At 50.1% G+C, this 26,893-nt stretch carries 23 protein-coding genes and 3 pseudogenes; 2 read left to right on the top strand and 24 right to left on the bottom strand.

Annotation, left to right across the window (positions count from 1 at the left end; genetic code table 11):
- Positions 1–58: 58 nt before the first annotated feature.
- The 10 genes and pseudogenes from EV294_RS18760 to EV294_RS30715 form a co-directional block, all read right to left on the bottom strand.
- The gene (locus tag EV294_RS18760; RefSeq protein WP_243711705.1) at positions 59–2,017 is read right to left on the bottom strand and encodes a glycoside hydrolase family 2 TIM barrel-domain containing protein; all 1,959 of its coding nucleotides are present in this window, start codon (positions 2,015–2,017) and stop codon (positions 59–61) included.
- On the bottom strand, positions 1,993–2,454 hold the full coding sequence (locus EV294_RS30730; protein ID WP_243711704.1) for a hypothetical protein: 462 nt from the start codon (positions 2,452–2,454) through the stop codon (positions 1,993–1,995). The genes EV294_RS18760 and EV294_RS30730 overlap by 25 nt, the downstream gene beginning before the upstream one ends.
- A gap of 165 nt (positions 2,455–2,619) precedes the next feature.
- Positions 2,620–4,548 carry a PAS domain S-box protein gene (locus EV294_RS18755; protein ID WP_207918166.1) on the bottom strand — a complete coding sequence of 643 codons (1,929 nt, stop codon included), beginning with the start codon at positions 4,546–4,548 and terminating at the stop codon, positions 2,620–2,622.
- 86 nt (positions 4,549–4,634) lie between these two features.
- The gene (locus tag EV294_RS18750; RefSeq protein ID WP_132309482.1) at positions 4,635–4,910 is read right to left on the bottom strand and encodes a hypothetical protein; all 276 of its coding nucleotides are present in this window, start codon (positions 4,908–4,910) and stop codon (positions 4,635–4,637) included.
- Positions 4,907–6,091 (bottom strand): DUF4062 domain-containing protein, encoded by a 1,185-nt coding sequence (locus EV294_RS18745; protein WP_132309480.1) that lies wholly within the window; start codon positions 6,089–6,091, stop codon positions 4,907–4,909. The genes EV294_RS18750 and EV294_RS18745 overlap by 4 nt, the downstream gene beginning before the upstream one ends.
- Positions 6,092–6,180: 89 nt before the next feature.
- Positions 6,181–7,839, bottom strand: coding sequence for an AraC family transcriptional regulator (locus EV294_RS18740; protein ID WP_165930729.1), 1,659 nt, complete (start codon positions 7,837–7,839; stop codon positions 6,181–6,183).
- The gene (locus EV294_RS18735) at positions 7,832–8,812 is read right to left on the bottom strand and encodes an ABC transporter substrate-binding protein (RefSeq protein WP_132309476.1); all 981 of its coding nucleotides are present in this window, start codon (positions 8,810–8,812) and stop codon (positions 7,832–7,834) included. The genes EV294_RS18740 and EV294_RS18735 overlap by 8 nt, the downstream gene beginning before the upstream one ends.
- Positions 8,813–9,021: 209 nt before the next feature.
- Positions 9,022–9,468, bottom strand: a pseudogene (locus tag EV294_RS30725) (carbohydrate binding domain-containing protein); the annotation flags it as partial.
- 36 nt (positions 9,469–9,504) lie between these two features.
- Positions 9,505–10,065 (bottom strand): annotated as a pseudogene (locus EV294_RS30720) (fibronectin type III domain-containing protein); the annotation flags it as partial.
- A 522-nt stretch (positions 10,066–10,587) separates the two neighbouring features.
- Positions 10,588–12,720 (bottom strand): annotated as a pseudogene (locus tag EV294_RS30715) (fibronectin type III domain-containing protein); the annotation flags it as partial.
- Positions 12,721–13,213: 493 nt separating this feature from the next.
- Here EV294_RS30715 and EV294_RS18715 point away from each other — a divergent pair.
- Entirely contained in the window at positions 13,214–13,471 is a 258-nt protein-coding gene (locus tag EV294_RS18715) for a hypothetical protein (protein WP_132309474.1), read from the top strand.
- Positions 13,472–13,526: 55 nt separating this feature from the next.
- Here the strand turns inward: EV294_RS18715 and EV294_RS18710 are convergent, their stop codons facing one another.
- The 11 genes from EV294_RS18710 to EV294_RS18660 form a co-directional block, all read right to left on the bottom strand.
- Positions 13,527–14,321: an SDR family NAD(P)-dependent oxidoreductase gene (locus EV294_RS18710; protein ID WP_132309472.1), complete on the bottom strand. Its 795-nt coding sequence runs from the start codon at positions 14,319–14,321 to the stop codon at positions 13,527–13,529.
- 89 nt (positions 14,322–14,410) lie between these two features.
- Positions 14,411–15,433 (bottom strand): AraC family transcriptional regulator, encoded by a 1,023-nt coding sequence (locus tag EV294_RS18705; RefSeq protein WP_132309470.1) that lies wholly within the window; start codon positions 15,431–15,433, stop codon positions 14,411–14,413.
- 16 nt (positions 15,434–15,449) lie between these two features.
- Entirely contained in the window at positions 15,450–15,845 is a 396-nt protein-coding gene (locus tag EV294_RS18700) for a DUF3021 family protein (RefSeq protein WP_132309468.1), read from the bottom strand.
- A gap of 1 nt (position 15,846) precedes the next feature.
- On the bottom strand, positions 15,847–16,353 hold the full coding sequence (locus EV294_RS18695; RefSeq protein ID WP_347813056.1) for a DUF6622 family protein: 507 nt from the start codon (positions 16,351–16,353) through the stop codon (positions 15,847–15,849).
- 50 nt (positions 16,354–16,403) lie between these two features.
- Positions 16,404–16,862 (bottom strand): SRPBCC family protein, encoded by a 459-nt coding sequence (locus tag EV294_RS18690; RefSeq protein ID WP_132309465.1) that lies wholly within the window; start codon positions 16,860–16,862, stop codon positions 16,404–16,406.
- 16 nt (positions 16,863–16,878) lie between these two features.
- Positions 16,879–17,388 (bottom strand): GNAT family N-acetyltransferase, encoded by a 510-nt coding sequence (locus tag EV294_RS18685; protein WP_132309464.1) that lies wholly within the window; start codon positions 17,386–17,388, stop codon positions 16,879–16,881.
- A gap of 126 nt (positions 17,389–17,514) precedes the next feature.
- A complete protein-coding gene (locus EV294_RS18680) occupies positions 17,515–18,696 on the bottom strand; it encodes a GTP-binding protein (RefSeq protein WP_132309463.1) in 1,182 nt (393 codons plus the stop codon).
- A gap of 90 nt (positions 18,697–18,786) precedes the next feature.
- The gene (locus EV294_RS18675) at positions 18,787–19,710 is read right to left on the bottom strand and encodes a metal ABC transporter substrate-binding protein (protein ID WP_132309461.1); all 924 of its coding nucleotides are present in this window, start codon (positions 19,708–19,710) and stop codon (positions 18,787–18,789) included.
- A 25-nt stretch (positions 19,711–19,735) separates the two neighbouring features.
- Positions 19,736–20,599: a metal ABC transporter permease gene (locus tag EV294_RS18670; RefSeq protein WP_132309459.1), complete on the bottom strand. Its 864-nt coding sequence runs from the start codon at positions 20,597–20,599 to the stop codon at positions 19,736–19,738.
- Positions 20,536–21,255, bottom strand: a complete 720-nt coding sequence (locus tag EV294_RS18665) for a metal ABC transporter ATP-binding protein (protein WP_132309835.1) — start codon at positions 21,253–21,255, stop codon at positions 20,536–20,538. Before EV294_RS18665 ends, EV294_RS18670 begins: the two co-directional genes overlap by 64 nt.
- Before the next feature lie 185 nt (positions 21,256–21,440).
- Positions 21,441–22,637, bottom strand: coding sequence for an NAD(P)/FAD-dependent oxidoreductase (locus tag EV294_RS18660; RefSeq protein ID WP_132309457.1), 1,197 nt, complete (start codon positions 22,635–22,637; stop codon positions 21,441–21,443).
- 174 nt (positions 22,638–22,811) lie between these two features.
- On the opposite strand from EV294_RS18660, the gene EV294_RS18655 reads away from it, so the two are divergent.
- The gene (locus EV294_RS18655; protein ID WP_132309455.1) at positions 22,812–23,450 is read left to right on the top strand and encodes a cysteine hydrolase family protein; all 639 of its coding nucleotides are present in this window, start codon (positions 22,812–22,814) and stop codon (positions 23,448–23,450) included.
- Here EV294_RS18655 and EV294_RS18650 read toward each other — a convergent pair.
- The 3 genes from EV294_RS18650 to EV294_RS18645 all read right to left on the bottom strand — a co-directional run bounded on the left by EV294_RS18650 (position 23,447) and on the right by EV294_RS18645 (position 26,574).
- Positions 23,447–24,364 (bottom strand): tyrosine-type recombinase/integrase, encoded by a 918-nt coding sequence (locus tag EV294_RS18650; protein WP_132309453.1) that lies wholly within the window; start codon positions 24,362–24,364, stop codon positions 23,447–23,449. The two genes, EV294_RS18655 and EV294_RS18650, sit on opposite strands and share 4 nt — an antisense overlap.
- A 190-nt stretch (positions 24,365–24,554) precedes the next feature.
- Entirely contained in the window at positions 24,555–24,695 is a 141-nt protein-coding gene (locus EV294_RS30350) for a hypothetical protein (protein WP_165930728.1), read from the bottom strand.
- 340 nt (positions 24,696–25,035) lie between these two features.
- Positions 25,036–26,574, bottom strand: coding sequence for an MDR family MFS transporter (locus EV294_RS18645; RefSeq protein ID WP_132309451.1), 1,539 nt, complete (start codon positions 26,572–26,574; stop codon positions 25,036–25,038).
- Positions 26,575–26,893: the final 319 nt, after the last annotated feature.

Raw genomic sequence — 26,893 nt, 5'->3', positions numbered from 1 at the left:
CACAAATACGCCTGCCTCGGCATAAACGATAACAGGCGTATTTCCATTTGATATTCTTTTAACGCAACAGCTCACGCAGTTTGGACAACTCGAGGCTTGCTTGCGGCTTAAAGTCATCGGAACCAGCATACTGGTACAAGCTGTGCAGGAACTGTCGTCCCTCCAGCGTTTGTCCCGCTTGCCCGGCATCCACGGCGCAGACTAACAGGCTTCCCGCTCCGACCTTGCATTCGAACACCATTCCAAGCTTATGGTTGCGCTCGAAGTTATCGATGGTTTGCACGATGGGCTGCAGAGCCCGGTCCGTTCCATCCAAAATAATGGAGCGGGAGCTTTCCGCAATCTGGCGCCACGGCTCCGTGGAATGCATTTCAGTTGGAAACAGCTTAAACAAGGGATGCTCCTTCTCGATCAGCAGTCCCATCGTACCAACCGGCACCGGCTTGTTCATGCTCTCCGAGATCGACCGGAACATCGGGTAACACCAGAAGTCCACGCAATAGGTTCCGTCAATGGCATTTTCCAGCTGCTTCGGATTTGGCATAATGACAACGCGTTCCCCCTTCTCAAGCAGCGCGGCAGCTTCGTCTGTCAGCCCGTTGAACAGGTTCAATCCGCTCTTGTCGGCTTCCATTCCGTCCGGGTAAATCCAGAGATCATAGGACTTCCGGATATCGGTACCGGCGATACGCAGCTGGAGAGACACCTTCGTCATCGTCTGTACTTCCGGCATGCTGAAGGAAATCTGGCCAATATCCACATAGTCCCCTGAAGCATTCGCCGTAGCGATTGCTTCCCCGCTGGCCAATTGAACTTCCCGAGCTGCCAGTTTCCATTCCAGCTTGAAACCGGCAAGCGGTTCCGGTCTCAGGTAACGAAGCTGAATCGAAGCTTCAAAGGATTCCTTCGCTTTGTAATTGTACTTCGCGAACCGTGCCAGAAGCACGGCATCCGAACAGAAGGTCCGCCATTCCTCGGGAGATACGAGTCCTTTGGATTCCATAAACGCATCCAGCACGCCAACAAGCGCGGTCCCTTGCCCGCTGAAATCCTGAAGGTCCAGCAGCTGGAAGCCTGCCAGTTGCCTGGTCCGGAATGCGGCTTCCAGCTCTTCCTTGTAGCTGTCGACCGCAAGCCGGCCGGAGGCAGCATGGTATTTTTCCGCGAGATGGTCCAATCCCTTCTCTTCAAGCCGCTGCTTGAAGACTTCAAAGTTACGAGCCTTTAAAGGACCTGTATATTTGGCAATCTCGTTAAAGTCGGGATACGTCTGGTACTGCCCGATTTCATGGGAGACGACCGGAATATGCGGTACCCATTCGCCTTCGACTGCATCCGCTTTAACGGTTTTCGCTTCCGTTCCGTATTGAATCTGAATGGTCCCATCGTGCCCGGAGGCTTTCTCCATAGTCCCCTTGTCTTCTTGCGGCCAAATCGCTTCATCATAGTCGGTCAACGTGCCTTGCGGTCCAAGCTGCACATGCCCTTGCGGAGCATCGCACATCGCGTACGAACCCCGGATTAGACGGTCGCGCGAGAAGCGGACGCCGCAATAGAAATCCTCATGCTCCAGGATGACGGGAACAAACTGAAAATTATTCGAGCCTTGCGTATATAACGGACGGCTGTCGAATGCCTTGTAATTTTTCAAGATTTCGTCAATGCGTTCCTTGCTCCCCCACAGTTCATTGCCAAGCGACATCATCACAAAGGAAGGGTGATTGCCGAACGCCTTCAGCATCCGGTAGCCTTCTTCGATCAGATAGAGCTGTTCCTCCGCATTGTGATTATCGTACGTTTCGTCCGTTACGGTTCCCCAGAACGGCAGCTCCGGTTCCATGTAGATACCCAGCATATCGGCGGCTTCGAAGGCAGCGTCAGGCGGACACGCGGTATGGAACCGATAATGGTTAATCCCATAGGACTTGGCCGTCTCAAGCACCTTCAGCCATTCTTCCACTTCCGTTGGAGCAAAGCCGGTCAGAGGAAAAATCAAGCCGTCATGCTTGCCCCGCAAAAAGGTTTTCGCACCGTTAATCGTAAACGAGCTTCCTTCTGCTCGGAATGCCCGTAAACCAAAAATCGACTCATAGAGCCCTCCGCAAGCGGCTTCTTTAATTCATACAGATGCGGCGCGCATAAGCTGTTCTGCGTTCCCAGCTCTTCCCCGTCGATCCAGACCGTCGTTACTCGAGTCCGCTCAAGGTACAGCTTAACGCCGGCATGAGCCAGCCCTGCCGGAATAAAGAATTTGCGGGAGTACCAAGCCCAGCCCTCAAAGGCATACTCGTCGGTGAGGCAATCCACATTGACGCTTTGATTGCGCTTTCCCTTTCTTGCATGCGAAGTTGTACCGGGTAAAGCAATGGTATCGTTCAATGGCTTCCGCAAGCCAACTTTTTCTTCGTCCAGTTGTAGCTCCCACATGCCTTGCAGGTTGATTCTTGCGATCATTGTTACACATCCTCCATACAAACGGTTTGATTGCGACAACTATAGCACAATCGCGATGACCAAAATACCGCAACAATTAGTAACGTTTTCATAGCAAATTTACACCGCCACCCTAAATAGCAGCAAAAAAACCGCGCTCCCGCGCGGTTTTTCTTAGCTGTGCAGTTAACTCGTTACTTTCCTTCGTTTCCCCTCCAGGCATTTCTGGATCACGGTAAGAACAGACGAGCTGTGCAGAGGCTTGCTGATATATTCGTTCATCCCCGCGGTCATGTACCGCTCCCGGTCCCCAATCAGCGCGTTTGCCGTGACGGCAACGATGTAAGGAAGGTCACCCGGTTTAAGCTTCTGACGCAATATTCTCGAGGCTTCGATTCCGTTCATCACCGGCATCTGTATATCCATAAATACGATATCATATTTCTTCTTGAGTACCTCATCCACGACTTCGGCACCGTTCGACACCGCCTTGGGACGATAGCCCAGCTTCTCTACCATGCGGATCAGCACAAGCCGGTTCACTTCATTGTCTTCCGCAATCAGGATGGAAAGCTCGTCCTCCGGCTGCGGTGCTTTTTCCATAATGCAATCATGCACGGCAATAGACGGCAGCGACTCGGCTTTAATCAGAATATGGAAGCGGAATATCGTTCCGCCGCCAGGGTTAGGCTCGCAATATATCTGGCCGTCCATCAGCTGTACGAGCTTTCGCGTAATCGCCAGCCCGAGCCCGGTGCCACCGGCCTGCCTTACCATAAAATGATCCGCTTGATAAAAAGGTTCAAACAGATAAGGCACCTTGTCCTCCGGAACCCCGATCCCCGTGTCCTTTACGGCAAAATGAAGTCTTACGCTCTTGCCTTCGACCTCGGCTTTGTCCACGGAAACGCCGATCGATCCCTTAGGCGTAAACTTGATGGCGTTGCCGATCAGGTTCAGCATAATCTGACGGATCTTAAGCGAATCGCCAATCACGTTATGCGGAATTCCAGGGCTGATGCTTACTTTGAACTCCAGGTTTTTCTCCATCGCCTTGGGCATTAAGGTATCAAAGGTCTCCGCAATAGCCTCGTTTAAATTAAACGGCTCCTCCGTCAATTCCGTATTGCCCGATTCCACTTTAGAAAAATCGAGAATATCGTTAATGATGCCAAGCAGCGTGTCCCCGCTCTTGCGAATAATGGATACGTACTCCCTCTGCTCCTCGTCCAGCGGCGTATCGAGAAGCAGATCGGTCATACCGATTACCCCGTTCATCGGAGTGCGGATTTCATGGCTCATCATCGCCATAAATTCGCTTTTCACCTCGTTGGTCCGTACGGCCGTTTCTTTCTCGATCAGCAGCTTTTTCTGTTCCGTAATGTCTTTAATCAGCAAATAGAATCCGATACTTCGGTTATTTACGATTATAGGCGCAATCGTAACCAATACCTCCACGTAAGACCCGTCGACATGCAGGACATGGTTAATGGAGCCTTCAATCTCGGTATACGGTTCATTGTCGGCCAGAATGCGAGCCAGCTTGTCCTCTCCGATCACGCTGGCAATACTTGTGCCGATCAAATCCGAAACCTTCCGGCCGGTCATTTTCTCCGCCATCATGTTGCCGCCGATAATCTTGCCTTGCAGATCGAAGGAGATAATGGTGTCGTGATTGTATTTCTTAAGCGACGTATATCTCTCTACCGATTCCTGCAGCTTTTGCTCGGTCAGCTTGGTTGCGGTAATATCAACGATCTGGGCGATATAATACCAGGGCGCTCCGTCCGAACCATTCCTGACAAGCGAGATATGCAAGGACACCCATACGATAGCTTCGTTATTCAACAGGTATTTCTTTTCCAGATTTAAGGTCGAGATTTTCCCTTCAAGAAGATCCTTAAACTTTTGGCACAGATTCTCTGTGCCGGAGGAGAAAATGAGTTCGGCGGGGTCAAGCGTCATCAGCTCCGCCCTTTTATATCCGAGAATCTGGCAAGCAGCCGGATTGACGTCAATCCATCTGCGATCCAGTGAGATCAATGCGATGCCGATTGGAGCATAATTAAAAACATGCGCAAACATGTTCTGTTGGTTAAAGGTTACTTCTTCCACGATTAGCCGCCTCCGAGTTCAGAATGATATGACCCGATATTTACGCAAAGGACCCGCAAGCTGCGGGTCCCTGGTTAAATGTTCGATTAAGCCTCCGATACGAGGATTGAGCTCTTTAAGGACTGGTTAAGTTCTTTCATCCGCTGCAGCTTGTTACGGGATGTATAGGTGTCTGTGCGGTTCGTATCGACAAACAAAACGGAATCCTTGGGCAGCTCGGGCAATTTGCTTCCCGTTAGACCAATCGTAATTCCCTTGTTCACAATAACGACCTTGGTTGCGGGGGCAAAATCAGGATGGATTGCGTATTTGGAATGGTATGTGTTCTGAACCCGCCGCATCTTAATTTTGTTCAAGCTCATTTTTGCAACCCCCTTAATGCCGAATGGATGAAATCAAAAATCATCACGTTGGAATGTGCCATCAGTATACCATTTTTTATATCGTCCGTGTAGTCCACGTACATATTTTGGTTCCATTTCGTTTCTTCGGGAAAATGATAAGAGATCACGTACTCTCCCAGCTTATAAAGCAGGTAAAACATACGCTTGGCCTCCGTGTAGAACAGTACGGGCTCTCCTTCATCCCTGGTATTGTACGTAAAAGATACGTATGAGTTAGGGTCATTGACATGAAACGAATAACCCCCGGCCGTGTCCCCTGCCGCTTCGATGCAGGACAATACGTCATTGTTATGCTGAAACAGACAAATCGCCGCACAGCTCCTAAGCCTGCCAAGCGTAAGGTCATGAATGCGCAGCTGCTTGATCTCCGCTCCCTTGATAATGCCTTGAAGACGCGCCAATAACAACCTTAGCTGTGACAGCTCCCGGATCTTCAGATGGTCCTTAACCATCTTCTGAACAAATTCCGAGAATTCCACTAACGCCGCAAGGGTATCGATACTTTCCATGTACTCCGCTTTTTTGGGAAAGTATGAAGCCCCTTCTCTCAGAATATCGCTAAGCACGGGCTTCCAGTCAATCCCTACTCCAATCGGCATGTCCAGCAGATACTTGCCATGCCTGTCGATAATGTCATAGAGCATAACCCAAATATACGGGTCGATTTCGTATTTGCTCGGAATTTCGGAGGGCTGCGCCTCCGCGGTCAGCTCGAGATAATCCGTAAGCTCGCGGTTGGATGGCTCCCTGCGGTGACTCTGCTTGTAACGCTCGATGTAGTTGTACATCAATCGGCGAATGGACGTGAAATATCTCTTCGTAATGGTAGGCTCTGCGTAGAGAAACAACGTTTTTCCTGCATTAAGAGCCGTCAAAAATTCCCGATGGGTGACGGAGTAGCCGGTGTCGGTCATGCTGCCGCCTTTATTGTAGAGGAACAGGCAAAAAATATCGCATTCCCTGACCTTGTTCAAGCAGTGCTCCACCCCGCTTACATCCATCGGCCAGGGTCCGAAAGTTCGTTCGTACATCTCCGGCTGATGGCCCAGCGCGGTAAACTCTTCAAATGTCCGGTTTCTTAGCGGTGTCAGCGCATCCTGAGCAACGGAGCTGATAAATAGCTTTGTAAGAGTAGGCATCGGATCATAGGCTCCTCGTTAAGATAGGAATGATCTCCCTATTATACCATACGGGCTATGGTTATCTAATAGAGTCCACGTACCTGTTCCTAATCTTTTGCAAGGCCAAACAACTCCGGGATATCGTTCAGCAATCGTCCGATAGGTTCGGCTGCATGCTCATTCCAGGGTCCCTCAAAGCATCCGTAACCGAAAACGACGTGAATAGCTTCGGCTTGCACAGCCGGAAGCGATTGCCATTCCTGGCTTCCGGAAAGCATTGCCCATCTCTCCTCCGCCGCTTTGGTCCGCCCGACATGCACGAGTATACGGTCTGCCCGGTACTCCGATAGCTCGGAAGCCGTTACCTGTTCCAGCCATTTCATATCCCGCACGGCCTCCGGCATGCCAATCTCCAGGTCATCGTAGAGCACCGTACCGGCCAAATGCCCCCATACCGATACTTGGCCGTTGCTTACGGCAAGAACAAGAACCGTCTTCCCGGCAAGGAGCGGAGCTATTTTGCTTTTGACGGCGCTAACATCCCGGTCATACCTTCTCAGCCAGATCTCGGCCTCATCCTCGCGTTCCAAGAACCGGGCTAACTTCCTCAAATGGGTGCGCCAATCCTCTCTCCAGCTTAGAAACAAAACCGGAGCCAGCTCTCTCAGCTTGTCTTGTTCTTCCGGAGGAATAAACTCGTCAATTGCCACGATGCGGTCGGGATTGGCTTGGCGAAGGGCATGGAGATTATATTCATAATGATGACTGAGCGGCGTGATCACTTCGAAATCGTATCTGTTCCGATATCGGTCTGTCCAGTAGTGATCAAGCGGCGCTGCAATGGGAATCAGCTGCAGCGCCAATAGCTGCCCCAGATTAATCCAGCTATACGCCGCGATCCGCTGCTGCCTGTTGCGTTGGTAGACAGCCGGCGCGAACCCCGTATGCTTCTTGAACAAGCTGCTGAAATAACTTTCGTTCTTGTAGCCGATCCGCTCGACGATTTCGGCAAGCGTCAACTTCTGTTCGTTCATGAGGCGCTTGGCTTCCCGAATTCGAAGCTCCGTTCTGTACTCGGCTACTCCTTTGCCGTAGCGCTCCTTAAACAGCCTCATGAAATGAAAACGACTGTGTCCGGCAATGCGCGCAAGCGAATCAATGGCCATTTCACTCGTATAATGACGTTCAAGCTCCAGCCGCGCCATCTCTAGCGCCATTTCCGTCTGCCGCTCCCGATGGGACAACACGAGACTGAGCAGCTCGAGCAGTCCCGCCTCTATGCGCAGCCAGGCTGACGCCGTACCCTGTTTCCGGCTATCCCGGATTGCGTTGTACAGCTGACCGGTCGCTACCGCCGGAGAAAGTATAGGCTCGCTCAGGAACGGGAACAGCGCCTTAGTGCCGCATTCCCGGTTAAAGGCATGGGGCTCCTGAAGCTCCCGGGATGATGACGGCCGTTCAAAAGCATGGAATGCAAGCATTAGCAGCTCCAAGGGCTGACCGACATAATTGGTCCATTCAATTAATTGACCAGGCGCGCAGACGAACATCCAGCCCGGCTTCAGAAGGTGCAGCCGACCGTCAATAATAAGTCGCCCTTCGCTTGAATTTGACAGAAGAAGCACTTGGGAATTCGTTTCGATAAAAGAACGGTCGGAAACAGGCGCTTGCGGATCATCCCGCAGCACCTGTACATCAAGCAGCCCATAACAAAGCCTGGCCGCAATCGTAGATTGCTGGCCAGGACCGATTCGAACATTATTCATGGACATCCTTCAAGACATCGTCGATCATGAGTCCGTTCGCGATGATATTGGCATTAAACCAATGGCCGGAATCCGCTTCGAATACCTGATTGTTCCGGACCGCTTGCAAAGACTTCCACAAGGAATTATCTACTGGAGGCTTGCCGCGTCCGGGGCCCGAGATGACGAAAATATAATCAACGTCCTTCAAGTCCGCAAGCTTTTCAATCGAGAACGTATCGTAATCGCCTGTTACGATGGAAGGCTGCTTGAAACCAAGCGTTTTGTAAAGCGTCTCGCCGCCGTAGAAGTTTGGCCCGAACAGCTTAAAGCCCTTCTCACCGTCCGCTTGCAGCAGAACGGCTGTTTTCTCGGCGGGAATAGTGCCTAGCTTTGCCTTCGCTTCCTGTACCTTCTTGTCGAAGTTGCCAAGCGCCGCCTTCACGGCGTCTTCTTCATTCAGAAGCGTTCCCAGCTTCTGCAGATTTCCGCGCCAATCCGCTTCGTTATCGGACAGGACATAGGTAGGAGCGATTTTGGCAAATTGCTCATAGCTGCCGTCAGCCAGATAAGTCGGGGCCAGGAAGATGATGAGATCAGGGCTGTAGGACAACGCCTCCTCCGGCTTCATCCCTCCTTCCATGTTCAAGACGGGAACGTCTTTAAGTTCGTCCTGCAAATATTGCTGCGGCACGCCGGCAGCGCCCCATTGTGCTATGGGCTTCAAGCCTAATGCGGTAAGCGGGTCTTCCAGAAACGGTGCAAGCACCTTTTTCGGATGAGCGGGCACTTGCACGTCATGACCCATAGCATCTTTCATTGTGCGTACTGCGTTATCGTCAGCAGGCGACTGTCCGGTAGAATTCGCCGATGATGCGACGGCCGAAGGCGGATTCGGCTCTGCATTTCCGTTATTGTTGCCGCCGCACGCGGCCAGTAGAGCAATCAGCATGAGGATGATTGCCAGCTGAGTAAAGCGTGTCATTGTTTTCATGGTTCACTGACTCCTATAAATGAAATTGATTATCATTATCTAGGAATAAGTATAGTACCTTCTACACGGCTTGTGAATCATGATTTGTGCGGTTTTTTTTGAAAACACCGCATTTTGTCTGTTAGACGGTCTATTTATAATCCCAATCGCGCTAAAAAAAGCGACCCCGCAACGGAGCCGCCTTAACTAGTGCTTAATTGCTTAATTGCTTAATTGCTTGTAAGCGAATAATCGTCGAAGAAGAACGTACCGCGCATATCTTTGAAGTACGTATAAATGCGGACTTTGGCTGTATTGGCAGGAGCGGTATACGAGCCGTGTACGTTAGCCCAGCCGGATGTCGTTGTGCCGCTGTAGGTCGTGATCGTATTGTCGGCAAGCATCGAACCCGAGGCGTCGAGGAACTGCAATTTGAATTGAAGAGTGCTGCCATTGTTGGCGGTAATATTCACGTAGCCGTCAAAGGTATAGGATTTACCCGCAGTTGCGGATACGTCCTGATACCAGCCAAACCATGGACCGGTATCGCCGTTAATGCGGATGGATGAGGAACCCGAGCGGTAGGTGGACGTATTGCGGGATACGTAATAATCCTGCTCATAGGTCCAGGAAGCCGGCCGATTGCTGCCGTTATCCGTCTCGAAGCCGGCGTTTGCCAGCAGGTTGCCGCTGCCGCCCGTTGCCGCGTCCATCGTTACGTTAAGCGTGGAGCTAGCCGCGGAGACATTCCCTGCCGCATCCTTCGCTTTTACAGTGAAGCTATACGACGTGCCTGCGGTCAACCCGGTTGCCTGATAGGTTGTCGCTCCTGTTGTTGACCCGATCAACGCTGCGCCTCGATAAATATCGTAGCCCGTAACGCCAACGTTGTCGGTCGATGCCGTCCAGGACAGGTTGACGGTGGTTTGAGTCTTCGAAGGCGAAGTTAAGCCGGTTGGCGCGGTAGGGGCCGTCGTATCGGCAGCAGCGTTTGTTGTCACATTAAGCGCGCTGCTGGCCGCCGAAACATTGCCTGCCGCATCCTTCGCTTTTACCGTGAAGCTGTACGACGTGCCTGCGGTCAACCCGGTTGCCTGATAAGCTGTCGCTCCTGTTGTTGAGCCAATCAGCGCCGCGCCTTGATAAACATCATAGCCGGCAACGCCAACATTGTCGGTTGAGGCCGTCCAGGATAAATCAACGGTTGTTGCGGTTTTCGCCGGCGATGTCAGATTGGTCGGAGACGTTGGCGCGGTTGTATCCGCAGGTCCAGTCCCTCCGCTCCCGTCCGTCAAGGAGAAATCGTCGAAATAAAGCGCGCCTCGCAGGTCCTTCATGTAAATGTAAACGCGGGCTTTAGCTGTGTTCGCAGGAGCGGTGCGGGTGCCGTTAATATTGACGAAGCCGGTGTTGGTTCCCGTATGCGTGTAAAGCAGGTTATCCTGCAAAACGGTATTCGAAGCATCCAGAAATCTGAGCCTGAATTCAATCGTGGTTCCGTTGTTCGCGGCTGCGTTGTAGTAGCCGTCGAAGGTATAAGCAGACCCTGCTGCCGCGGCGACGTCCTGATAGAAAGCAAGCCATGGACCGCTGTCGCCAGTCATCTTCATGGAAGCGGTGCCGCTGCGTTTGACTGCCGTATCGCGGTAGCAGAAGTAATCATTCTCGCAAATCCATTGATCCGGTTTGTTATTGCTGTTGCTCGTGTCAAAGCCCGGATTCTGCAGCTTGTTCGCCGGAATCGGCGCTAGCGTCGTTACGCTGATCGTACCGCTTGCCGCGGACGTATTGTTTCTCGCGTCTCTTGCTTTCACGTAATAGGAATACGCGGTTGAAGGTATCAAGCCCGTATCCGTGAAGGTTGTTGCGGTGCCGCTCACCGTTCCCGCAAGACTTCCGTTCCGGTAAATGTCATAGGCCGTCACTCCGACATTGTCTGTTGACGCTGCCCACGATAAAGTAACCGAAATATCCAGCTTTGAAGGCGATGCCAGATTGGAAGGAGCCGTAGGAGCCGTTGTATCCGGCGGGTTTGTCGTTACGTTAAGCGCGCTGCTGGCCGCGGACTCGTTCCCCGCGTTATCCTTGGCTTTAACGGTGAAGGAGTAAGCGGTGTTTGCCGTCAGTCCTGTTGCCGTATACGTTGTTGCTCCTCCCGTCGAACCGAGCTTTGCCGAACCGCGATAGACATCGTAATCCGTCACGCGGACATTATCCGTCGACGGCGACCAAGAAAGCGTTACCGTTGTATCGGTTTTCGAAGGGGAAGTCAGGTTTGTTGGCGCTGCAGGGGCCGTTGTATCCGGCGCGTTGCAGCCTTCGCATTCGATTTTCACCGCGATATCGCGGCTGAAGGCCGGCACGTTATTCAAGACCAGATTGCCGCCGGCAGCCTGGACGCTGCTTGTAGTTCCGTAGGTTCCGGTGTACGTATTGTAGTAAGTGACGTTATAGTAGTTGTTCGGCATCGGAATGGTAAAGCTCATGCCGCTTACTGTTCTTGGACTCGATACGGTATGATTGGCTTGCGTATCATTAATCCACAGGTAAGCACGTGAATTGTCCTTGAAGCCGCCGATCTTCGTATTGTTGGACTGCAAGCCGTAATCGACAAACGGCATGTTGATCAGATGGTCCTCTTCCGGTTGAATGAAGTTCGCCAGCTGCGTGTAGATGGCTTTGAAATTCGCCGGCAGCGCAAAGCCGGTCTCAAACGTCCACCACAAGCTGCCTCCAGCCGCTCCCGCGCGGAATATCGGTCCCCACAGCGCATTATGCATATATTCGTCTATTGTGGAATCCGTCGTCTGGTCGGTATCCGCCTTCCCTACTTCCCCGATGAAAGCAGGTTTGCCGGGTGCAAGGGCGTGCAGATTGTCAATTTGCTGCTCCCATGCGTCCACGACATTTGCGCTGGAATCGTATCGGTGTACATTCGTAGCGCTAAGCGTCGTTAAGGTCTCCCAAGATTGCTGGCCGGAACCGGCGTGGTCCTTCCAGGCAAAGCTTGTTGTTGTTGGATGGTGGTAGAAGTCCAGGCTCTTCCAGTAGTTATCCATCGTTGCATGCCAGCTTGCGCGGTTCGCTGCAGACGTATCCACGCGATTGTCGGACTCGTTCCAATACTCCAGCATGCCAAGCGCTCTGCTGTAACCGAAGCGGGCAAACATATACCGAAGCAGCTTCTTCTGATACGAGATGGCCGTCGGATTCGTCCAGAAGTCCGTATTGTTCTCCGAATACGTGGAAGGACCGCCATTCGCCTGGTTGTATGCGTTTACATTCCATTGGTAGTACATATCCCCGAAGCTGTTCATCGTCAGCATAATGTAAACGCCGTTAGCAGCCGCGGTGTCCAGCATTTGATCCATGCGGGCCTGATTATCCAGCTGGTACTTGCCAATGCCGGCGTAATTGATCGTCAGACCGGCTTCGTTAGCCGTAATGGGTCCCCATTCCGGAGCGAAGCTGCTCCACCAGCAGGAATACCAGACGCGCAGGAAGTTCATCTTGGCCGGCAGCAGATTCGGAATCTCTGTAGTAACCGCAGTCGAGTCCGATGTGTTGTTCCAGGCAAAGTTGGTGCCGAGCAGCGTCAGTTGGGAACCAAAGCTGTCAACGAACCGGTCGCCTTGCGCGGTCATGAAACCCCGGTTGCTGCCTGGTCCACCCGCCGTAAACGTATACGTCGACGAGGTTCCCGTTCCGTTGGCATCCGTGACGCTCAGCGTAACGCTATGTACGCCCGACTGCCGCGGGGAATAACGGATAGCCCAGTTCGGAGATGAATTGGATTTATAGAAGCCCGGTACGGACTCCACGGTTCCCGAAGGAGTAGTAATCGTCGCGTTTACGCTCACTTCATCCGGGTTAAACGGATTAGTATACGTAGAGCTTAAATTAAAAGTCATTTCGTACTTGTCGTACATCGCTGGATTTGCAGTGTTCATCGTCACATTGCTGATAGTCGTTGCCGCGGCTGATGCCGGACGATTCGCAAGGGGCATGCTCCCAAGCACCAGCAGAAAGCTCATAAAGAGAATAAAAAATGGCTTGTTCCTTACTCCCATCGTGCGCATAAAGGTTCACTTCTCCTTCTCGAATAGGTTTGCTCATGAAGTGATTCTCGGTTGCTTATCATTAACCTCCCTTCAACGTTTGTGGTTCCCATTCTCAGCGATTGGGAGTGGAATCACAACCTAGCAAAACACAGATTTTCACCCCTTAAACAAGTGAAGCTAGGAAAATGAATCCACTATATGGGAGTAAAGGTTTGCAGCAGGAAAATGGAGCGGCAGAAAAGAATAACTTTTTTCGATCCGGCAGGAATGTTCCGGTCTAGAACGGGACATGCTAGTACTCAATGTCTTGTCTTGATAGCGAAAGAATGCTTTTGAAGAAAAAATACTAGGAGGTTCTTTTATGATCGAAACCCCTCACATTACAGCCGCAAACGAGCTAAAAACGGATGAGGATATCCGGAAAGTGATGGCTTCCAAAGAGCCTGTTATCGTCTATCAGGACCGGATGCGCTTAAGACCGCCCCTTCCGATCATTGCCTACAACGACGATATGGTCAAAATAGAAGACGGGACGACCTTTCTCCGCAGCGTGACGCATTTCTATACATTAAGCGATGAAGAGAAAGTAAAGTATAAGATTAACGAACCAAAAGCATAAGAAAACAGCTGCCCAAGTAAGTTCTTGAGGCAGCTGTTTTTTATTGTTACCGGTTTTAGAAAATAGTCGGCACCATCCCTCCATCCATCCGGATAGGCGAACCCTTAAAGGCAGAAGCATCCGGGCTGCATACAAAAGCAGCCAGTCTGCCAATCTCGCTTGGCCTGATGAATCTCTGAATTTCCGATTGGGGAAGATTGGCGGCCATAAATCTCTTCTCTTTCTCCGCAAAAGGAATTGCTTCATCCGAATAGAGCTGGTCGATGATCCGATAAACGTTTTCGGAGAGCGTTGGCCCCGGTAAGATGGAGTTAACCGTCACTTCCGTTCCTGCGGTTAATTTGGACAAGCTTTTGGTTAACGATAACAGCATTGATTTGGTCATCGCATATTGCGGCATTTGGCCTGAGGGCATAAGCGCTTCTTCGCTTGCGATAAAGAGAATGCGGCCGTAGCCGTTGCTCAGCATTTTGGGCAAATAATATTTACATAGATCATTGGCTGCAAGCACATTCGTACGGAAATACCGCTCCCAGACTTCATGACCGACGTCTTCGTAAGCCATGATTTCGTAAATGCCCGCATTATTCACCACGATATCCACTTGGGGGAGCCTCTCGAATAGAGCTTCAAGCTGCTGCTTATTCGTTAGATCGGCTGCTGCACCTTGCGGAGAGGTCGCCGGGAATCGTGCTTTAATCTCCTCAACGATTCGATTGGTCTCTGCTTCGTCGCGGCCGCTAATCCACACATCGACGCCTTCCCTTGCCAGTTCTATAGCTATGGCTTTACCAATGCCTTTCGTTGATCCGGTCACTAACGCCGTTTTGTTCGATAATCGCATATCCATATTCTCTATCTCCTTTGTTGCTTGGGATAGAGATTATACTATCTTGTACGGAGCCGTTGGTAACTAGCTCTCCCCGCCAATTTTCTTGCTTAACGCGCCAATGGAACAGACTGGCTGTTTTGCTTGATCCGCCAATTCGCCGGCGTCTCCCCTTCCCATGACCGAAACGCCCGATAGAACGAATTCTGATCTTCATAACCCGTTAGAAAGGCCACCTCATGAATCTCGAGAGAAGGATCCTTTAAATAAGTCAAAGCCATTTCATGCCTGACATGCGACAAAATTTTCTTAAAGCTTGTCCCTTCTTCCGCAAGCCTGCGCTGAAGCGTACGTTCGCTTATGCCAAGATCCCGGGCGACGATCAGCATATCCGGACGACTGCCTGCCAGGCCACGTTTGATTAGCCTCTTGACAGTCTGAACGATGGAAAACCGGCTTTCCCGGTCATCCAACGAGCGCTCAAGCGCAGGCGTCAGAATCTCCAGCAGCTCTTCATTATAGGAAAGAAAAGGAAGATCCAAGTCGCTGCGTTTCAGCGTCAATCGGTTATGTTCCGCGCCAAACCGGACCGGGCAGCCCATATAATCTTCAAGAGTGCCAGCCTTCATAAAGGGGAAAGTAAATTCAACAAGCTTGGCGTTAATAAGCCGGCCTGTACCTCTGCGTCCAAGCTCGAGAAGCGTCGCTAATGTAATCGCTATAAGCATAGGCGGACCGGAGTGCTGTGGATCTGACCAGCTTAGTTGAATGCGGCATTCATTCCCCTGCTCCGTGATGCGAAGGCTTTCCGGTGGACATAGCCGTTTGTACTTAGCCATGCGGTTTAACGCATCGCGATAGTCGCGGGCATGGTAAGTCGCTAGCATAGAAGGCGGATATTGCGTGGTATCATAGGCGGTTGAAAGCTTAACCACAGCTTCAAATATATCGCCAACAAGCTCGGAATACGCTTGCCATATCGCAAAATATTGCTTTTCCGTAACTCCTCCAGGCATCTCGATTTGGGCTAAAGTCAGCTGTGACTTATCAGCAATTTCCTGTACGGTAAAGCCAATTTCGCGCAATCCGGTCCAGAATCCAGGAGGAATTTTAATCCGGTCATGTGATGTCATGTTGCTAGTTCCCCTTTTAACGGCTGTTGTTAGCGTTATGCTTAAGCCCTTGGTTCAACTCTCTTGCTATCATTTTGTTACGGATGATAAAGACGATCCAAGAAATCGTATAAAACAGCAATAAACTTCCGAAATAACTGCTCCAGGTAGCGTCTTCTATCCAATCATTAAATAATAAAGTCAGTAGAACAACCAAATTCGTTAATACAAAATGAGCGGCGAGAGCAAGTAAGAAGCTAATGCGCTCGATATCGAAAAGATAACTCAAAGCACCTGCGCCTGCTGAGATCAGGAAAATGCTCCAGACGGTTTCGTGAGTCAATACAACCTGCTGCTTGTTAAACAGTGTCACAAACAAATAAACAAAGGAACCGTATCCTAACCCGGCAGACATCCGCGCTAACCCGTGCATGTTACCCCCTCACTCTTCCCGTTCGTTTGCCCCAGGCTTGACGAGCATTCCAAATGCCACCGAATAACAATCCGACCGATATGCCGCTTATCGCCGTGTACAGTACGTTAAAGCTTAAAGTATCGGCTGCGTCTGCATCGACATGCATATAGATGTTCAGAGCATATTTAATAACAAAGTTGATTAAAACGATGATCAGCGGAAGATAGTTTTTTTCCCGGATTAATGCCCCGTTCCTGACGAAGAAACGATGATTTCTGCGATACAGCTGATAGCCCAGAAACGTACCTGCCACTGCGCAGATCAAATAGACGATAAAAGCATCATTAATGAAGGAGAAGGCTGTAAAAATCGTGTACAATCCCCAAGTGATAAAGATACCCGGTACCAATAACGGCTTTAACAGGTTGCTGCTTACCTCTTTCTCTTGGGACATGGAGTACCCTCTTTGGATTAAAAATGCGAGCATGACCCAAACGTATAATGGCGTATGCTTCAAGACTTCCATTGACGGGTCATTTGACTTGTGAATAACAACGTTAGTTTACATAACATTTTTTATGTAACCTTAATCTCTGCTTGCCGTTTAATGCAGCTGTTTCGTTGCATAAGAAATCGTTCCATATAAGAACGCAAAAAAAGGACGTCGGCTAAACTGCCAAGCGGCCCCAGCGGTGAAGTATAGTCGAATATATCCGTCATCAGCGTTCCGCCGTCACGGGATTCAAAACGATGCTCATGCTTGAACCGTTTAAAGGCGCCTTCGACCATTTCATCCACAAACCGGCATGGCCGCTCGTATTCCGAAATAACGGCCGTAAGCCGCTGGCGAACTCCGAAATGAACGGCTTCCCAGGTGACGGTCTCCCCGAGTTCGATTAACCCGCTTGTCCGGCCTTTCACCGCTCTTTCTTTCGTTTGAGAAGTGGACGACATGTGAAGCTCTATGCTGCGGGAAAGATCGAAGCAAACGTCGATTGGCGCTTCGATAAAAAGGGTTTGTACGATAACGGGCACAGGAGAACCTCCGATCTTACGCGAATGCCAATTTCTTTTCCATAATAAAGTCGTCCATCACATAGCCATTGCCAATGTCCGCAACTTGCTCCCTCACGCTGATGAAGCCTTTTTTCTCATAAACCGCGATACTGGATGCATTATCCCGGTTAACCGTCAGCCAAATATGGCTTAATCCGCGTTCTATGCACAGCTGCTCGATAAACTGCATCGCTTGACTGGCATAGCCTTGGCCGCGATGCTCCTTGGATACGTAAAATTTGCTTAAGAACAGCTTCCCGTTGTCTGCTCGAATAGACAAATAACCAGCGGCAGTGCCGTCTTGTTGCTGCAGCAGGCAATATTCATAGCCCTGATTCTCAATCTGGCCGGTTATCGCGGACACGGATTGAAATTTCTCAATCATATAATCAATCTGCTCGATTGTAATGATGGATACGTAGTGCTCGCGCCAGATTTGCTCCGCCAAGCGGGCAACCTCGGCGATTTGTTCCGCTGTATGGACCTTCCTAATATCTATCTTCATCCGGGGTACCTCCCTATTCCGATTTATAGTTCCATTTTACCTTATCCCTTCTTTAAATTCATGCGTTCTCGTTCGCGAACAATAAAAAAGCCAGCCATTATCGAAAATGGCTGGCTTCCCGCTAATCTAACGGATATCCGGCAGCGTATCCTTGAGTCGGGACCAGTCTTCCAGCATCTCGGCTTCGGTTAAGAGACATGCGTCCAGTGTTTCGTTTATGGATTCCCGGTCCATCTTTATGCCGATAAATACGACTTTATTGATACGGTCGCCATACTCAGGAGACCAGCCGTCACGTACCTCCGGATACTCCCGAAGGTACATATCCTGTTCCGCTTGCGGCAGCGCGGCGATCCAATAACCGGACGGACCAAATTGAATAGAAGGACCGGCTTGGCTAATCGTTTGGCCGATATTGTTTCTCGAAGCGACCCACATGACTCCTTTGGCCCGCACGACATCTTCCGGCCAGTTTTTCAGCCATTTCTTCAACCTTCCGGGATGAAAAGGTTTAACGCGCTCGTAGACGAAGGAAGAGATACCGTACTCCTCCGTTTCCGGCGTATGCTCCGGCTTTGACAGCTCCTTCACCCAGCCCGCAGACTGACTGGCTTCATCGAAGTCGAATAAGCCTGTATTTAATATCTCCGCCGGATTCACTTTCCCGTTAACGGTTCGGATCAGCTTGGCGCGTGGCTGGAGCTTTCTTAACACGCCTTCTAATTCAACCCGTTCATCCTCTTCGATCATGTCGCATTTGTTAAGCAGCAATACATCGCAGAATTCAATCTGGTCGATAAGCAGGTCAACGACTTCGCGCGTATCCTCGTCTCCCACAGCTTGACTCCGGGCGAGCAGCGACTCCCCTGAGGAAAAATCATGCCAGAACCGGTTCGCATCCACAACCGTTACCATACAATCAAGCTGACAGAAACGGGATAAATCGATTCCTTGTTCTTCATCGATATAGGTAAAGGTTTGAGCCACGGGGACAGGCTCACCTACGCCGGTAGACTCGATTAATATGTAGTCGAATCGCCCATCCAAAGCCAATCGTTCTACTTCGCGAAGCAAATCCTCCCGAAGCGTGCAGCAGATACAGCCGTTCGACATTTCCACCAGCTTCTCATCGATACGGGAAAGGCCGCCTCCTTCTTTAATAAGTCCCGCATCTATATTTACTTCGCTTAAATCGTTTACTATAACGGCAACCTTCATGCCTTGCCGGTTATTCAGAACATGATTGAGAACCGTCGTTTTGCCGGCGCCTAAATAGCCGCTTAGAACGGTTACGGGTATTTTTCTCATAACGTCATCTCCATTTCCGTAATTATTACGATTTATTACGGTAGATAAAGCCGGGCTTCATCCCAGCGTATCTACCCTTGCATCGTCGAATTATTTGTTGAGCGCTGCCTTTAATGCCTCAAGATTATGGGTCATGATGCCGATGTAGTCCAGGTTATTCCGGATGTCTTCCGCGGTCAGTCCTTCCAGCGGGTTAAGCACAGCCGTTTCCGCGCCTATCTCGTCTGCCACAACTTGAGCGACTTTCGGATCAACCAGCGTTTCGAAGAAAATCGTCCGAACCTGATGCTCCTTCGCGAACTCAACAACCTCCGCCATCTCATCCGGGGAAGGCTCCTGCTCCGGCGATAATCCGGAAATCGGAACTTGGGTGAGTCCGTATTGCTTTGCCAGATAACCAAATGCCGCATGTTGGGTAACAAATTCTTTATGCTTGGCGTTTGATAAGGCTTCCTTGAAAGCATGATCCAGCTCTTGCAGCTTCGCGATATATTGATCCGCGTTCTTCTCGTAATCCTTTTTATTGCCGGGATCCGCCTGTTCCAACGCAGCCTGGATTGCTCTTACCTCTTGCTGCGCAAGTACCGGATCCAGCCAAACATGGGGATCCAGGTGCGACTCTTCCCCATGCTCGTGCTCTTCTCCCTCCATCAAAGAGATGCCTTTGCTCGCCTCAACGACTACACGCTGCTCGCTTGCCGCACTGGATAACGCGCTATCGACCCAGCCTTCCACGATGCCGTTATAGACGAATACATCCGCGTCTTTAATGGCAGCCATGTCTTTAGCGCTTGGTTCCCAGTCGTGCGGCTCGGCTCCGGAAGGAATCAAGGCAACAACCTCCGCATGGTCGCCCGCAACCTGCTTGCTGAATTCATACATGGGGTAAAAGGTTGTGACCACCTTCAGCTTGCCTTCCGTACTTGCTGCCTCTTTTGCTTGATTGCCGCAACCGGTCAGGATGAAAGACAGTCCTGCTCCCAGCACGATCGATTTTTTCAACCAGGATTTCATAATATAAAGAACCTCCAAATTTGATTTATAATTGGCCGCGGGATACGGGCGATTCCGGACGCGCAACCATGCTGGATCTCTTGGATCCAAGCGCAAGCAGCTTTTTCAAGCTCAAACCTGCCACTAAAAAGATTAAAAGAACAAAAGCAATGGTGCCTCCGGGAGGCGTACTTAACTCGTAGGAAGCGGTTAATCCCGTAAACGTCCCGGTTAAGCCGATTCCCATCGATACAAGTATCGCCGTCGTGAAGCTTGACGAGATTCGCACCGACAGAGCTGCCGGCAATATAATAAGTGCCGATACGAGCAGCACGCCTACAATCGGCATAGCTGCGGCTACGATCATGCCCGTAACTATGCTGAATCCAAGGGAAATCCACTGAACGGGTATTCCGCTCGTTCTGGCGGATTCCTCATCGAAGGAAACTATATAGAGCGGTCTTCGCAGCAGGAAGAAAAACAAAGCGCCAATAAGCGCGGCCGCGAGCATAATCATCAGCTCCATCCGGTTGACGGCAACTACGGAACCAAACAAATACGAGGAGAAGCTTTTGTTAACCGTCTTATTCATAGTCATCAGGATGACAGACAAAGAGAGACCTCCAACCATAATAATGGCTACGGAAAGCTCGCTATACGTTTTATAGGCTTTACGGACGTATTCCACCGCAATTGCGCCGATAACGGCTACGATAAAACCCGACAGGGACGGATTGATCCCAAGGTATGTACCTGCAGCAACCCCCGCGAGCGATACATGCGAAAGCATATCCGCCATTAAGGCCTGCCTTCTCAGGAGCAAATATACGCCTAGCACCGAAGCCATTAACGCAATGATTCCGCCGGCGAAAAATGCCCGCTGCATGAAGTCGTAGTGCAGCATTTCCAGCCCCCCTCCTCCCTTCTCTCGAGCGATATGATCCGGTCCAGCATGCCGTCCAGCTCGGACAGGTTATGGGTCACCATAACGACCGTCTTGCCATATTGATCGATCTGCTCCCGCATTAGCCGGTAGAAATCTTTCCGGCTTTCTTTGTCCATGCCGGTTGTCGGCTCATCGAGAACAAACAAATCAGGAGACATAGCCAGCGCCCTGGCGATGCAAATTCGCTGCTTCTGCCCGCCGGACAGTTCTCCGATCCGGCGGTTGCGCAGTTCCCATATGCCCATGCTCCGCATCGCTTCATCCGCGGCTTGTTTAGCCTTAGGACTTAAGCTTCTAAGCCAATTCCGGCTTTGCGAGTAAAGGCCGGAGCGTACAAATTCGGTCACTTGACTAGGGAACCCGCTGTTAAAGGCGGCTATTTGCTGCGGGACGTAAGCCACAACAAGCTTGTCGCCGTTAGCATTCGTCGAGGATAGATTCACCTCCCCCTGCCAAGGATAAAGCAGCTGCAGAGCAAGCTTTAGCAAGGTGGATTTGGAAGCACCGTTCTGACCGGTAACCGCAATGAATTCTCCCGAGTGAACCTCGATGTTCGCCTTTTCGAGACAAGGTACATCCCCGTACCCAAAGGTCACATCTTGGAGTGAGGCAAGCAGCAACATAATCATCCTTTCGTTTATATAATTGCAATGAAAGCGTCTCATTTCGTAATGATTACGATTAATAGCTAAATAAAAAGTCCAACAGCTTGTGTTGAACGTAATCATTACGTATAAGCAACAATAACAGAACTTTTCTTAATCGTCAATATTACGATTAAGAAAAGTCCTGTCGCATAGCCTGCTTAGGTTGTCAAAAGCGGTCGATCTTGCAAATAGCGCTCCATATAAGGGCTATATCCTTCGGTAATCTCCTGAATAATGATTTTCGACAGGAGCTGACTGTATACGGTCCCGTTATCGCCGTAAGCAAGCAGGAAATAGCTATTCGGGTATTCCTCGTACTTTCCTATAATCGGGAGACCGTCCACCATCCCGCCGTAAAAGGCCGCACACGAATAAGCAGACTCAACGGGAATGTCAGGAAACCTGAGGTGAAACTCCTGTTTACTGTCCCTATCGTCGGGATACATCGTGTTTTCATCGAGACCGCCTATAATTACGCGATCGTCTGCCGTCGTGCGGATATAGATATAAGGACGCGCCGTCTCCCATAGCAGCGTCCGATTATGCCAAGTTGAGAAATCGGTTACCGGCTGCGTAGTTACTGTATAGGTACTAACGAAGGAAGCCTGCTTTTCTTTGCGAATGTCCATATTGTCGTATCCCGCCGCAAAAATGACATAGCGCGCTTGTACGTTATATCCGTTTTTAGTGGAAATCATCATCCGTTGAAGCCCTCTGTCATAGTGATGTCCGTTCATTTCGGATTGCTCATACACCATGACTCCCCGATTCGCGGCATATTGGAATAACGCATGAGTGAATTTATACGGATTCAATTCTCCGTCCCGGTAGGAGTAGATAGCCGCTTCCCTGCTAAACGGATAATGGGCCTCAATTTTGTCCTTTAACCAGAAGTCCACTTCCGCTCCATGCTGCTTAATGAATTCGTATTCGCTCCGCAATCGATCGACATCCTCGGGACAGCTGGCTGAATATAGCGTGTCGCGACGTCGGAATTCACAATCCGTTTCCACTAGCAAGGAGGCTGCTTCGATGTCGTCAATGGCTTGTTTCAGCAGCTTGATATGGTCAGCGATATATGATTCTCCGAACGTATGGGCAAGCGAGGTAAACATCTTTTCCCCGGAATATTGAATGATGGCCGTATTGGTGCTTGTGCTGCCCCCGCCAATCCTCCCCTTTTCCAGCACAACCGTCTTTAATCCCTGCTCAGCCAAATAATAAGCGCATTGTGCCGCCGAGCTTCCTCCCCCAATAATCGCAACATCGCATTCCGTGTCTGCTTGAAGCGAAGGGTATGCCGGGGCATCCGGCAAGGTTGTTGGCCAATAATATGTACCAGACTGTAAATTCATCACGTTCCCCCTGTATCGGCTAGAATGGAAATTATTATGCCCGGAAATTCCGTTCTTAACAGATAAAGAGCCGCAAATGAGCGGCTCCTTATTGATGGAATCCATATGCGTATGGATAGGAATGATTCTTTTCCGGAAAACTAATTTCCAAAAAACGATAAGCAGGTGTAACCAATGGATAAGTTAAACCAAAGACTTGAACAGAAAAATGCCGCCGTTATCGTCGTTGACGTCCAGAATGATTATTGCCATCCCAAAGGCGCCATCGCCAAAACCGGGATTGACGTAAGCGCCGCGGGCGAGATGATACCCGATTTGCAAGCACTGCTGGACGCTGCCCGGGAGCATGGCATCCCTGTCATCTTCCTGCAAACCAATCACGAGAAGGCGACGGATTCCGAGGTTTGGCTATCTCGCTTCGAGGATGGCGTTAATCCGATTTGCCATACCGGCAGCTGGGGTGCCGAATTTTTTGTTGTCTCACCCAAAGAGACGGACATCATTGTTAAAAAGCACCGTTACAGCGGCTTTATCCATACCCGCCTGGAAACGGTTCTGCAGACCTTAAAAATTGAAACTCTTATTATGACGGGAGTAAGCACTAATCTTTGCGTCGAATCGACCGCAAGGGACGGCTTTATGAGGGACTATCATATCATCCTCATGAAAGATGCATGCGCAGCCTTTTCTCAGGAAGAGCATGATATGACGGTTAAGACGGTTGATGCTTATTTCGGCATGGCCGCGAGTACAAACGACGTGATTGATTACTGGAAACAGCACGCCGGCCGCATACCCCAACTGCAAACTTAAAGATTCACGGGCAATCGGATGGTCGCCATGGCGTCCTTCTTCTGTTCGTCGTTCACGTGGGTGTAAATCATCGTTGTTTCGATTGAGGCATGTCCAAGCAGCTCCTTGACTACACGGATATCTACACCATTCTTCAGCAAGATGGTGGCAAACGTATGGCGCAGCTTATGGCAGGAGAGCTTTTTATTCGCCGCATTGGGATTTACGCTTTTGAATGCCTCAAAGGTTTGACCGGCAATCTTCTGAATTTGCCGGATCGACAGTCTTCTCCCCTTTTGCGAGACGAAGAAAGCATCCTCCTGCTCCTTGTATGGCGTTAGGCGGTCCTGCGCGACTTCGGCAAGGATGGCTGCCAGCTCTTCCGGCACCGGAATTTCATTCCATTTCCGTCCCTTGCCAAATACCTCGATGGTTCCTCTTACCGGGTTAAAGTCGCTCCGGTTCAACCGGTGAACCTCGCCAACCCGCAGGCCGCAATAGCTCATCAGCAGAAAAATGGCCAAATTGCGCGCACGGTATCTCCCTTCTATGCAGGACAAGCTGGCTGCCAGCTCGACTTCTTCCAGATAAACCGGCTTCTTGTTCTTCTCGGTCTTCGATTTCTTCACTTCCATTGCGGGATTGCGTACGGCCAACTCGAAATCGATTAACGCCGTATAGAAAGATCGGATTGCCGATAAGGTCCGGTTCCTCGCACGGTCCCCCGCCCCGCGCTGCTTCGATACAAGAAACGAAATGACATGCATCTTCCCGGCTTGCTCGGCGGCTGCCCCTTCGAGAGATTCCAAATAGGCATAGGCCTCCCTCATATATTCTTTTTGCGTGGTATCCGTGTATCCGGCTTGCTTCATCCAGATGCGAAAGGCCTGCGTCAGCTTCCCGTACAAATCTTCCAATTCATGCTGCTTTTTCAACGCGCATTCCCCTATCTTATGTATAAAAAAATGGCTCTCAAGCGAAAGTACGCAAAACTCTGATTTTGCGCACTTTATTATAGCATATATCTGGCTTAAAATTGCCGCATCAGGACCGAAAAGCATGAAAAAAGCAGCCCCTGGCACTCAGGGACTGCTCTAACGATTATATTGTCTTCCTTATTGTCACTTATTCGCCATCCATATATAACGAAGACTCGTAGATCATCTCGCCAAGCGTTTGGGGCTGAGCCGATTGATCCTTCAAGGGTTGGTTAAGCTTCATGGTCAATTTATCCAAGATATAAACAAACAGCTCTTTTATTCTCATTAATAATACCTCCCATTCATTCGGTTCATATTCCCCATCTGACGGTCTGGAGCCATATTCGTAATAAAAATCCAGAGATGCAGCGTTCGGAAGGTCGGATAGTCCAAGGACATTACGATCCGGGCAACGGTTAGTAAGATCTGCTCTCAATGACTATCGCCTCCGTCTTCATGTTTCATGGCCTCAGTATATCAAGAATATAAACGGACCAAATCTGTAAAAAGTCATGAACGAAGTTATGCATCCCCTGCCGAAAGTCATTTTGTTAACATAATAATTATTATGTAACTAATTCGAATCAAAAAAAAGCAGCCGCATAATGCGACTGCTTCATATTTAACTAGTGCCCGCCAAAGCTTTGTTGTTCCATCTCTGCATTCGGATCAAGCTTGCTGCGGCCCATGAAGAACGAAACAATCAAAGCGAGCACGGCCGGAATGATTGCCCATGCGAATGTACCCACGATTGAATCGGCCAAGGAGTGGATGATTTTGTCCAGAACTTCAGGCGGAATCTGTTCCCGCGCTTCCGGTGTCAGAATCTCGCGCGGATCCTTGAATTGTATGCTGCCTTCAGGAGCGGCTTGCCCTCCGGCCGCAAACGCATCGGTCATTTTGCTTGTAAATAGATTGCTTTGCACAATTCCGTAGATCGTGATGCCGATTGTCATACCAAGCGAACGGATAAAGTTAAGCGTCGAGCTTGCTGTCCCCCGCTGTCTGGCAGGCAAGCCATGGATGGCCGTATTTCCGAGTACCGAGAAGGAAGCGCCGATGCCAAGACCAATCAGAATCATATAGATTGTCACAATCAACCGGGAGGAATCGGCCGTAAGGGTGGTGGTCAGAATCGAGCCAACAACCAGGATAATAAACGTTGCCACCATAATATTGCGATACGGCATCTTGGTCATCAGGAAACCGCCGGATGTAGCGGTAACTACCGTACCAAGCATCATTGGCAGCAGGACGAGTCCGGAGTTGGTTGCCGAACCGCCGAGCACCCCTTGAATAAAGATCGGAATAAATACGGAAGCGACGATAAACGCTGCCCCGCTGAATAATGCGCTTAATATACTCGTTGAATACAGCCGGTTCTTAAAGAGCGCGTACGAGATGATCGGCTCTTTTACCTTTGTCTCAACAAACAGGAAGGTAACCAGCAGGATGGCGAATCCGGCAAACATGCCAAGAATTTGAACGGAATCCCATGCGTAGGTTTTGCCGCCAAGCTCAAGCGCGAACATCAGGCAGACAATAGCGCCGATTAAAGTTGCCGCACCGTACCAATCGATTGGCTGCTTCGAATGCTCCATCGATTCCTTATAGAAGAAGCCAATCATGCACAGCGCGATAATGCCAAGCGGAAGATTGATGTAGAATACCCATTCCCATGCAAAGTTGTCGGTGATATAAGCACCGATCAGCGGGCCGAAGATAGAGGACATTCCGAACACGGCTCCGAACATGCCGCCCATTTTGCCCCGGCTTTCCAAAGGTACCGCGTCAAACATAATGGTAAAGGCGACGGGCATCATCGCCCCTGCCCCAATCCCTTGAACCGCGCGGAATAAAGCGAGCTCGGTAATCGAACCGGCCGTCCCGCACAAGACGGAGCCCGCCATAAACATGATGATGCCGAAAAGGAAGAACCGCTTTCGGCCATACATGTCGGACAGCTTGCCGAAGATCGGCATCCCTGCCATTTCCGCCACCATATAAGCGGATGTCACCCATACGAACTTGTCGAGTCCGCCTAGTTCGGCAACGATATTCCCCATCGCCGTAGCGACGATCGTATTGTCCATCGACGCCATTAGAATACTAAGCAACAGACCAGCGATAACAAGCCCCACGTTGCTTTTTTTGTTTGCTGCCAATTTACACGCAACCTTTCTTTCGTAACATTAGTTCTCTTTTTAATTGGTTTAAAACAATGTTCTGCTAAACCTGAATTCCGACAAAAAACAATGGCCTGCATCTCAAATACGTTAGCTCTCCGCCCCTAAATCAACGGTTCGTCCGCAATTTCCAGGATGATATAGGATTTGCCGCACTGTTTCCTACGTATGACATCGTAACATAACATTGTTTCGTTGCATAGTCCAGAATTTTGGATTCCGGATTCTAATGATTCCCTCCTTGCCAATCGAATCACGCTTTCTTCAAGGAAATGGAAAATCGTACATTCATATATTA

This window comes from Paenibacillus sp. BK033, assembly GCF_004345425.1.
Taxonomy (GTDB): domain Bacteria; phylum Bacillota; class Bacilli; order Paenibacillales; family Paenibacillaceae; genus Pristimantibacillus.
This window is presented reverse-complemented; position numbering and strand designations above follow the sequence as displayed.

Excerpts from the sequence above, each read along its gene's own strand:
- EV294_RS18745 (WP_132309480.1), bottom strand. The coding sequence starts at position 6,091 with ATGCCTACTCTTACAAAGCTATTTATCAGCTCCGTTGCTCAGGATGCG.
- EV294_RS18660 (WP_132309457.1), bottom strand. The coding sequence starts at position 22,637 with ATGAATTTACAGTCTGGTACATATTATTGGCCAACAACCTTGCCGGAT.
- EV294_RS18675 (WP_132309461.1), bottom strand. The coding sequence starts at position 19,710 with ATGAAATCCTGGTTGAAAAAATCGATCGTGCTGGGAGCAGGACTGTCT.
- EV294_RS18685 (WP_132309464.1), bottom strand. The coding sequence starts at position 17,388 with ATGAAGATAGATATTAGGAAGGTCCATACAGCGGAACAAATCGCCGAG.
- EV294_RS18700 (WP_132309468.1), bottom strand. The coding sequence starts at position 15,845 with ATGCACGGGTTAGCGCGGATGTCTGCCGGGTTAGGATACGGTTCCTTT.
- EV294_RS18705 (WP_132309470.1), bottom strand. The coding sequence starts at position 15,433 with ATGACATCACATGACCGGATTAAAATTCCTCCTGGATTCTGGACCGGA.
- EV294_RS18715 (WP_132309474.1), top strand. The coding sequence starts at position 13,214 with ATGATCGAAACCCCTCACATTACAGCCGCAAACGAGCTAAAAACGGAT.
- EV294_RS18750 (WP_132309482.1), bottom strand. The coding sequence starts at position 4,910 with ATGAGCTTGAACAAAATTAAGATGCGGCGGGTTCAGAACACATACCAT.
- EV294_RS18680 (WP_132309463.1), bottom strand. The coding sequence starts at position 18,696 with ATGAGAAAAATACCCGTAACCGTTCTAAGCGGCTATTTAGGCGCCGGC.
- EV294_RS18735 (WP_132309476.1), bottom strand. The coding sequence starts at position 8,812 with ATGAAAACAATGACACGCTTTACTCAGCTGGCAATCATCCTCATGCTG.
- EV294_RS30350 (WP_165930728.1), bottom strand. The coding sequence starts at position 24,695 with ATGAGAATAAAAGAGCTGTTTGTTTATATCTTGGATAAATTGACCATG.
- EV294_RS18655 (WP_132309455.1), top strand. The coding sequence starts at position 22,812 with ATGGATAAGTTAAACCAAAGACTTGAACAGAAAAATGCCGCCGTTATC.
- EV294_RS18740 (WP_165930729.1), bottom strand. The coding sequence starts at position 7,839 with ATGAATAATGTTCGAATCGGTCCTGGCCAGCAATCTACGATTGCGGCC.
- EV294_RS30730 (WP_243711704.1), bottom strand. The coding sequence starts at position 2,454 with ATGATCGCAAGAATCAACCTGCAAGGCATGTGGGAGCTACAACTGGAC.
- EV294_RS18710 (WP_132309472.1), bottom strand. The coding sequence starts at position 14,321 with ATGGATATGCGATTATCGAACAAAACGGCGTTAGTGACCGGATCAACG.
- EV294_RS18695 (WP_347813056.1), bottom strand. The coding sequence starts at position 16,353 with ATGGAAGTCTTGAAGCATACGCCATTATACGTTTGGGTCATGCTCGCA.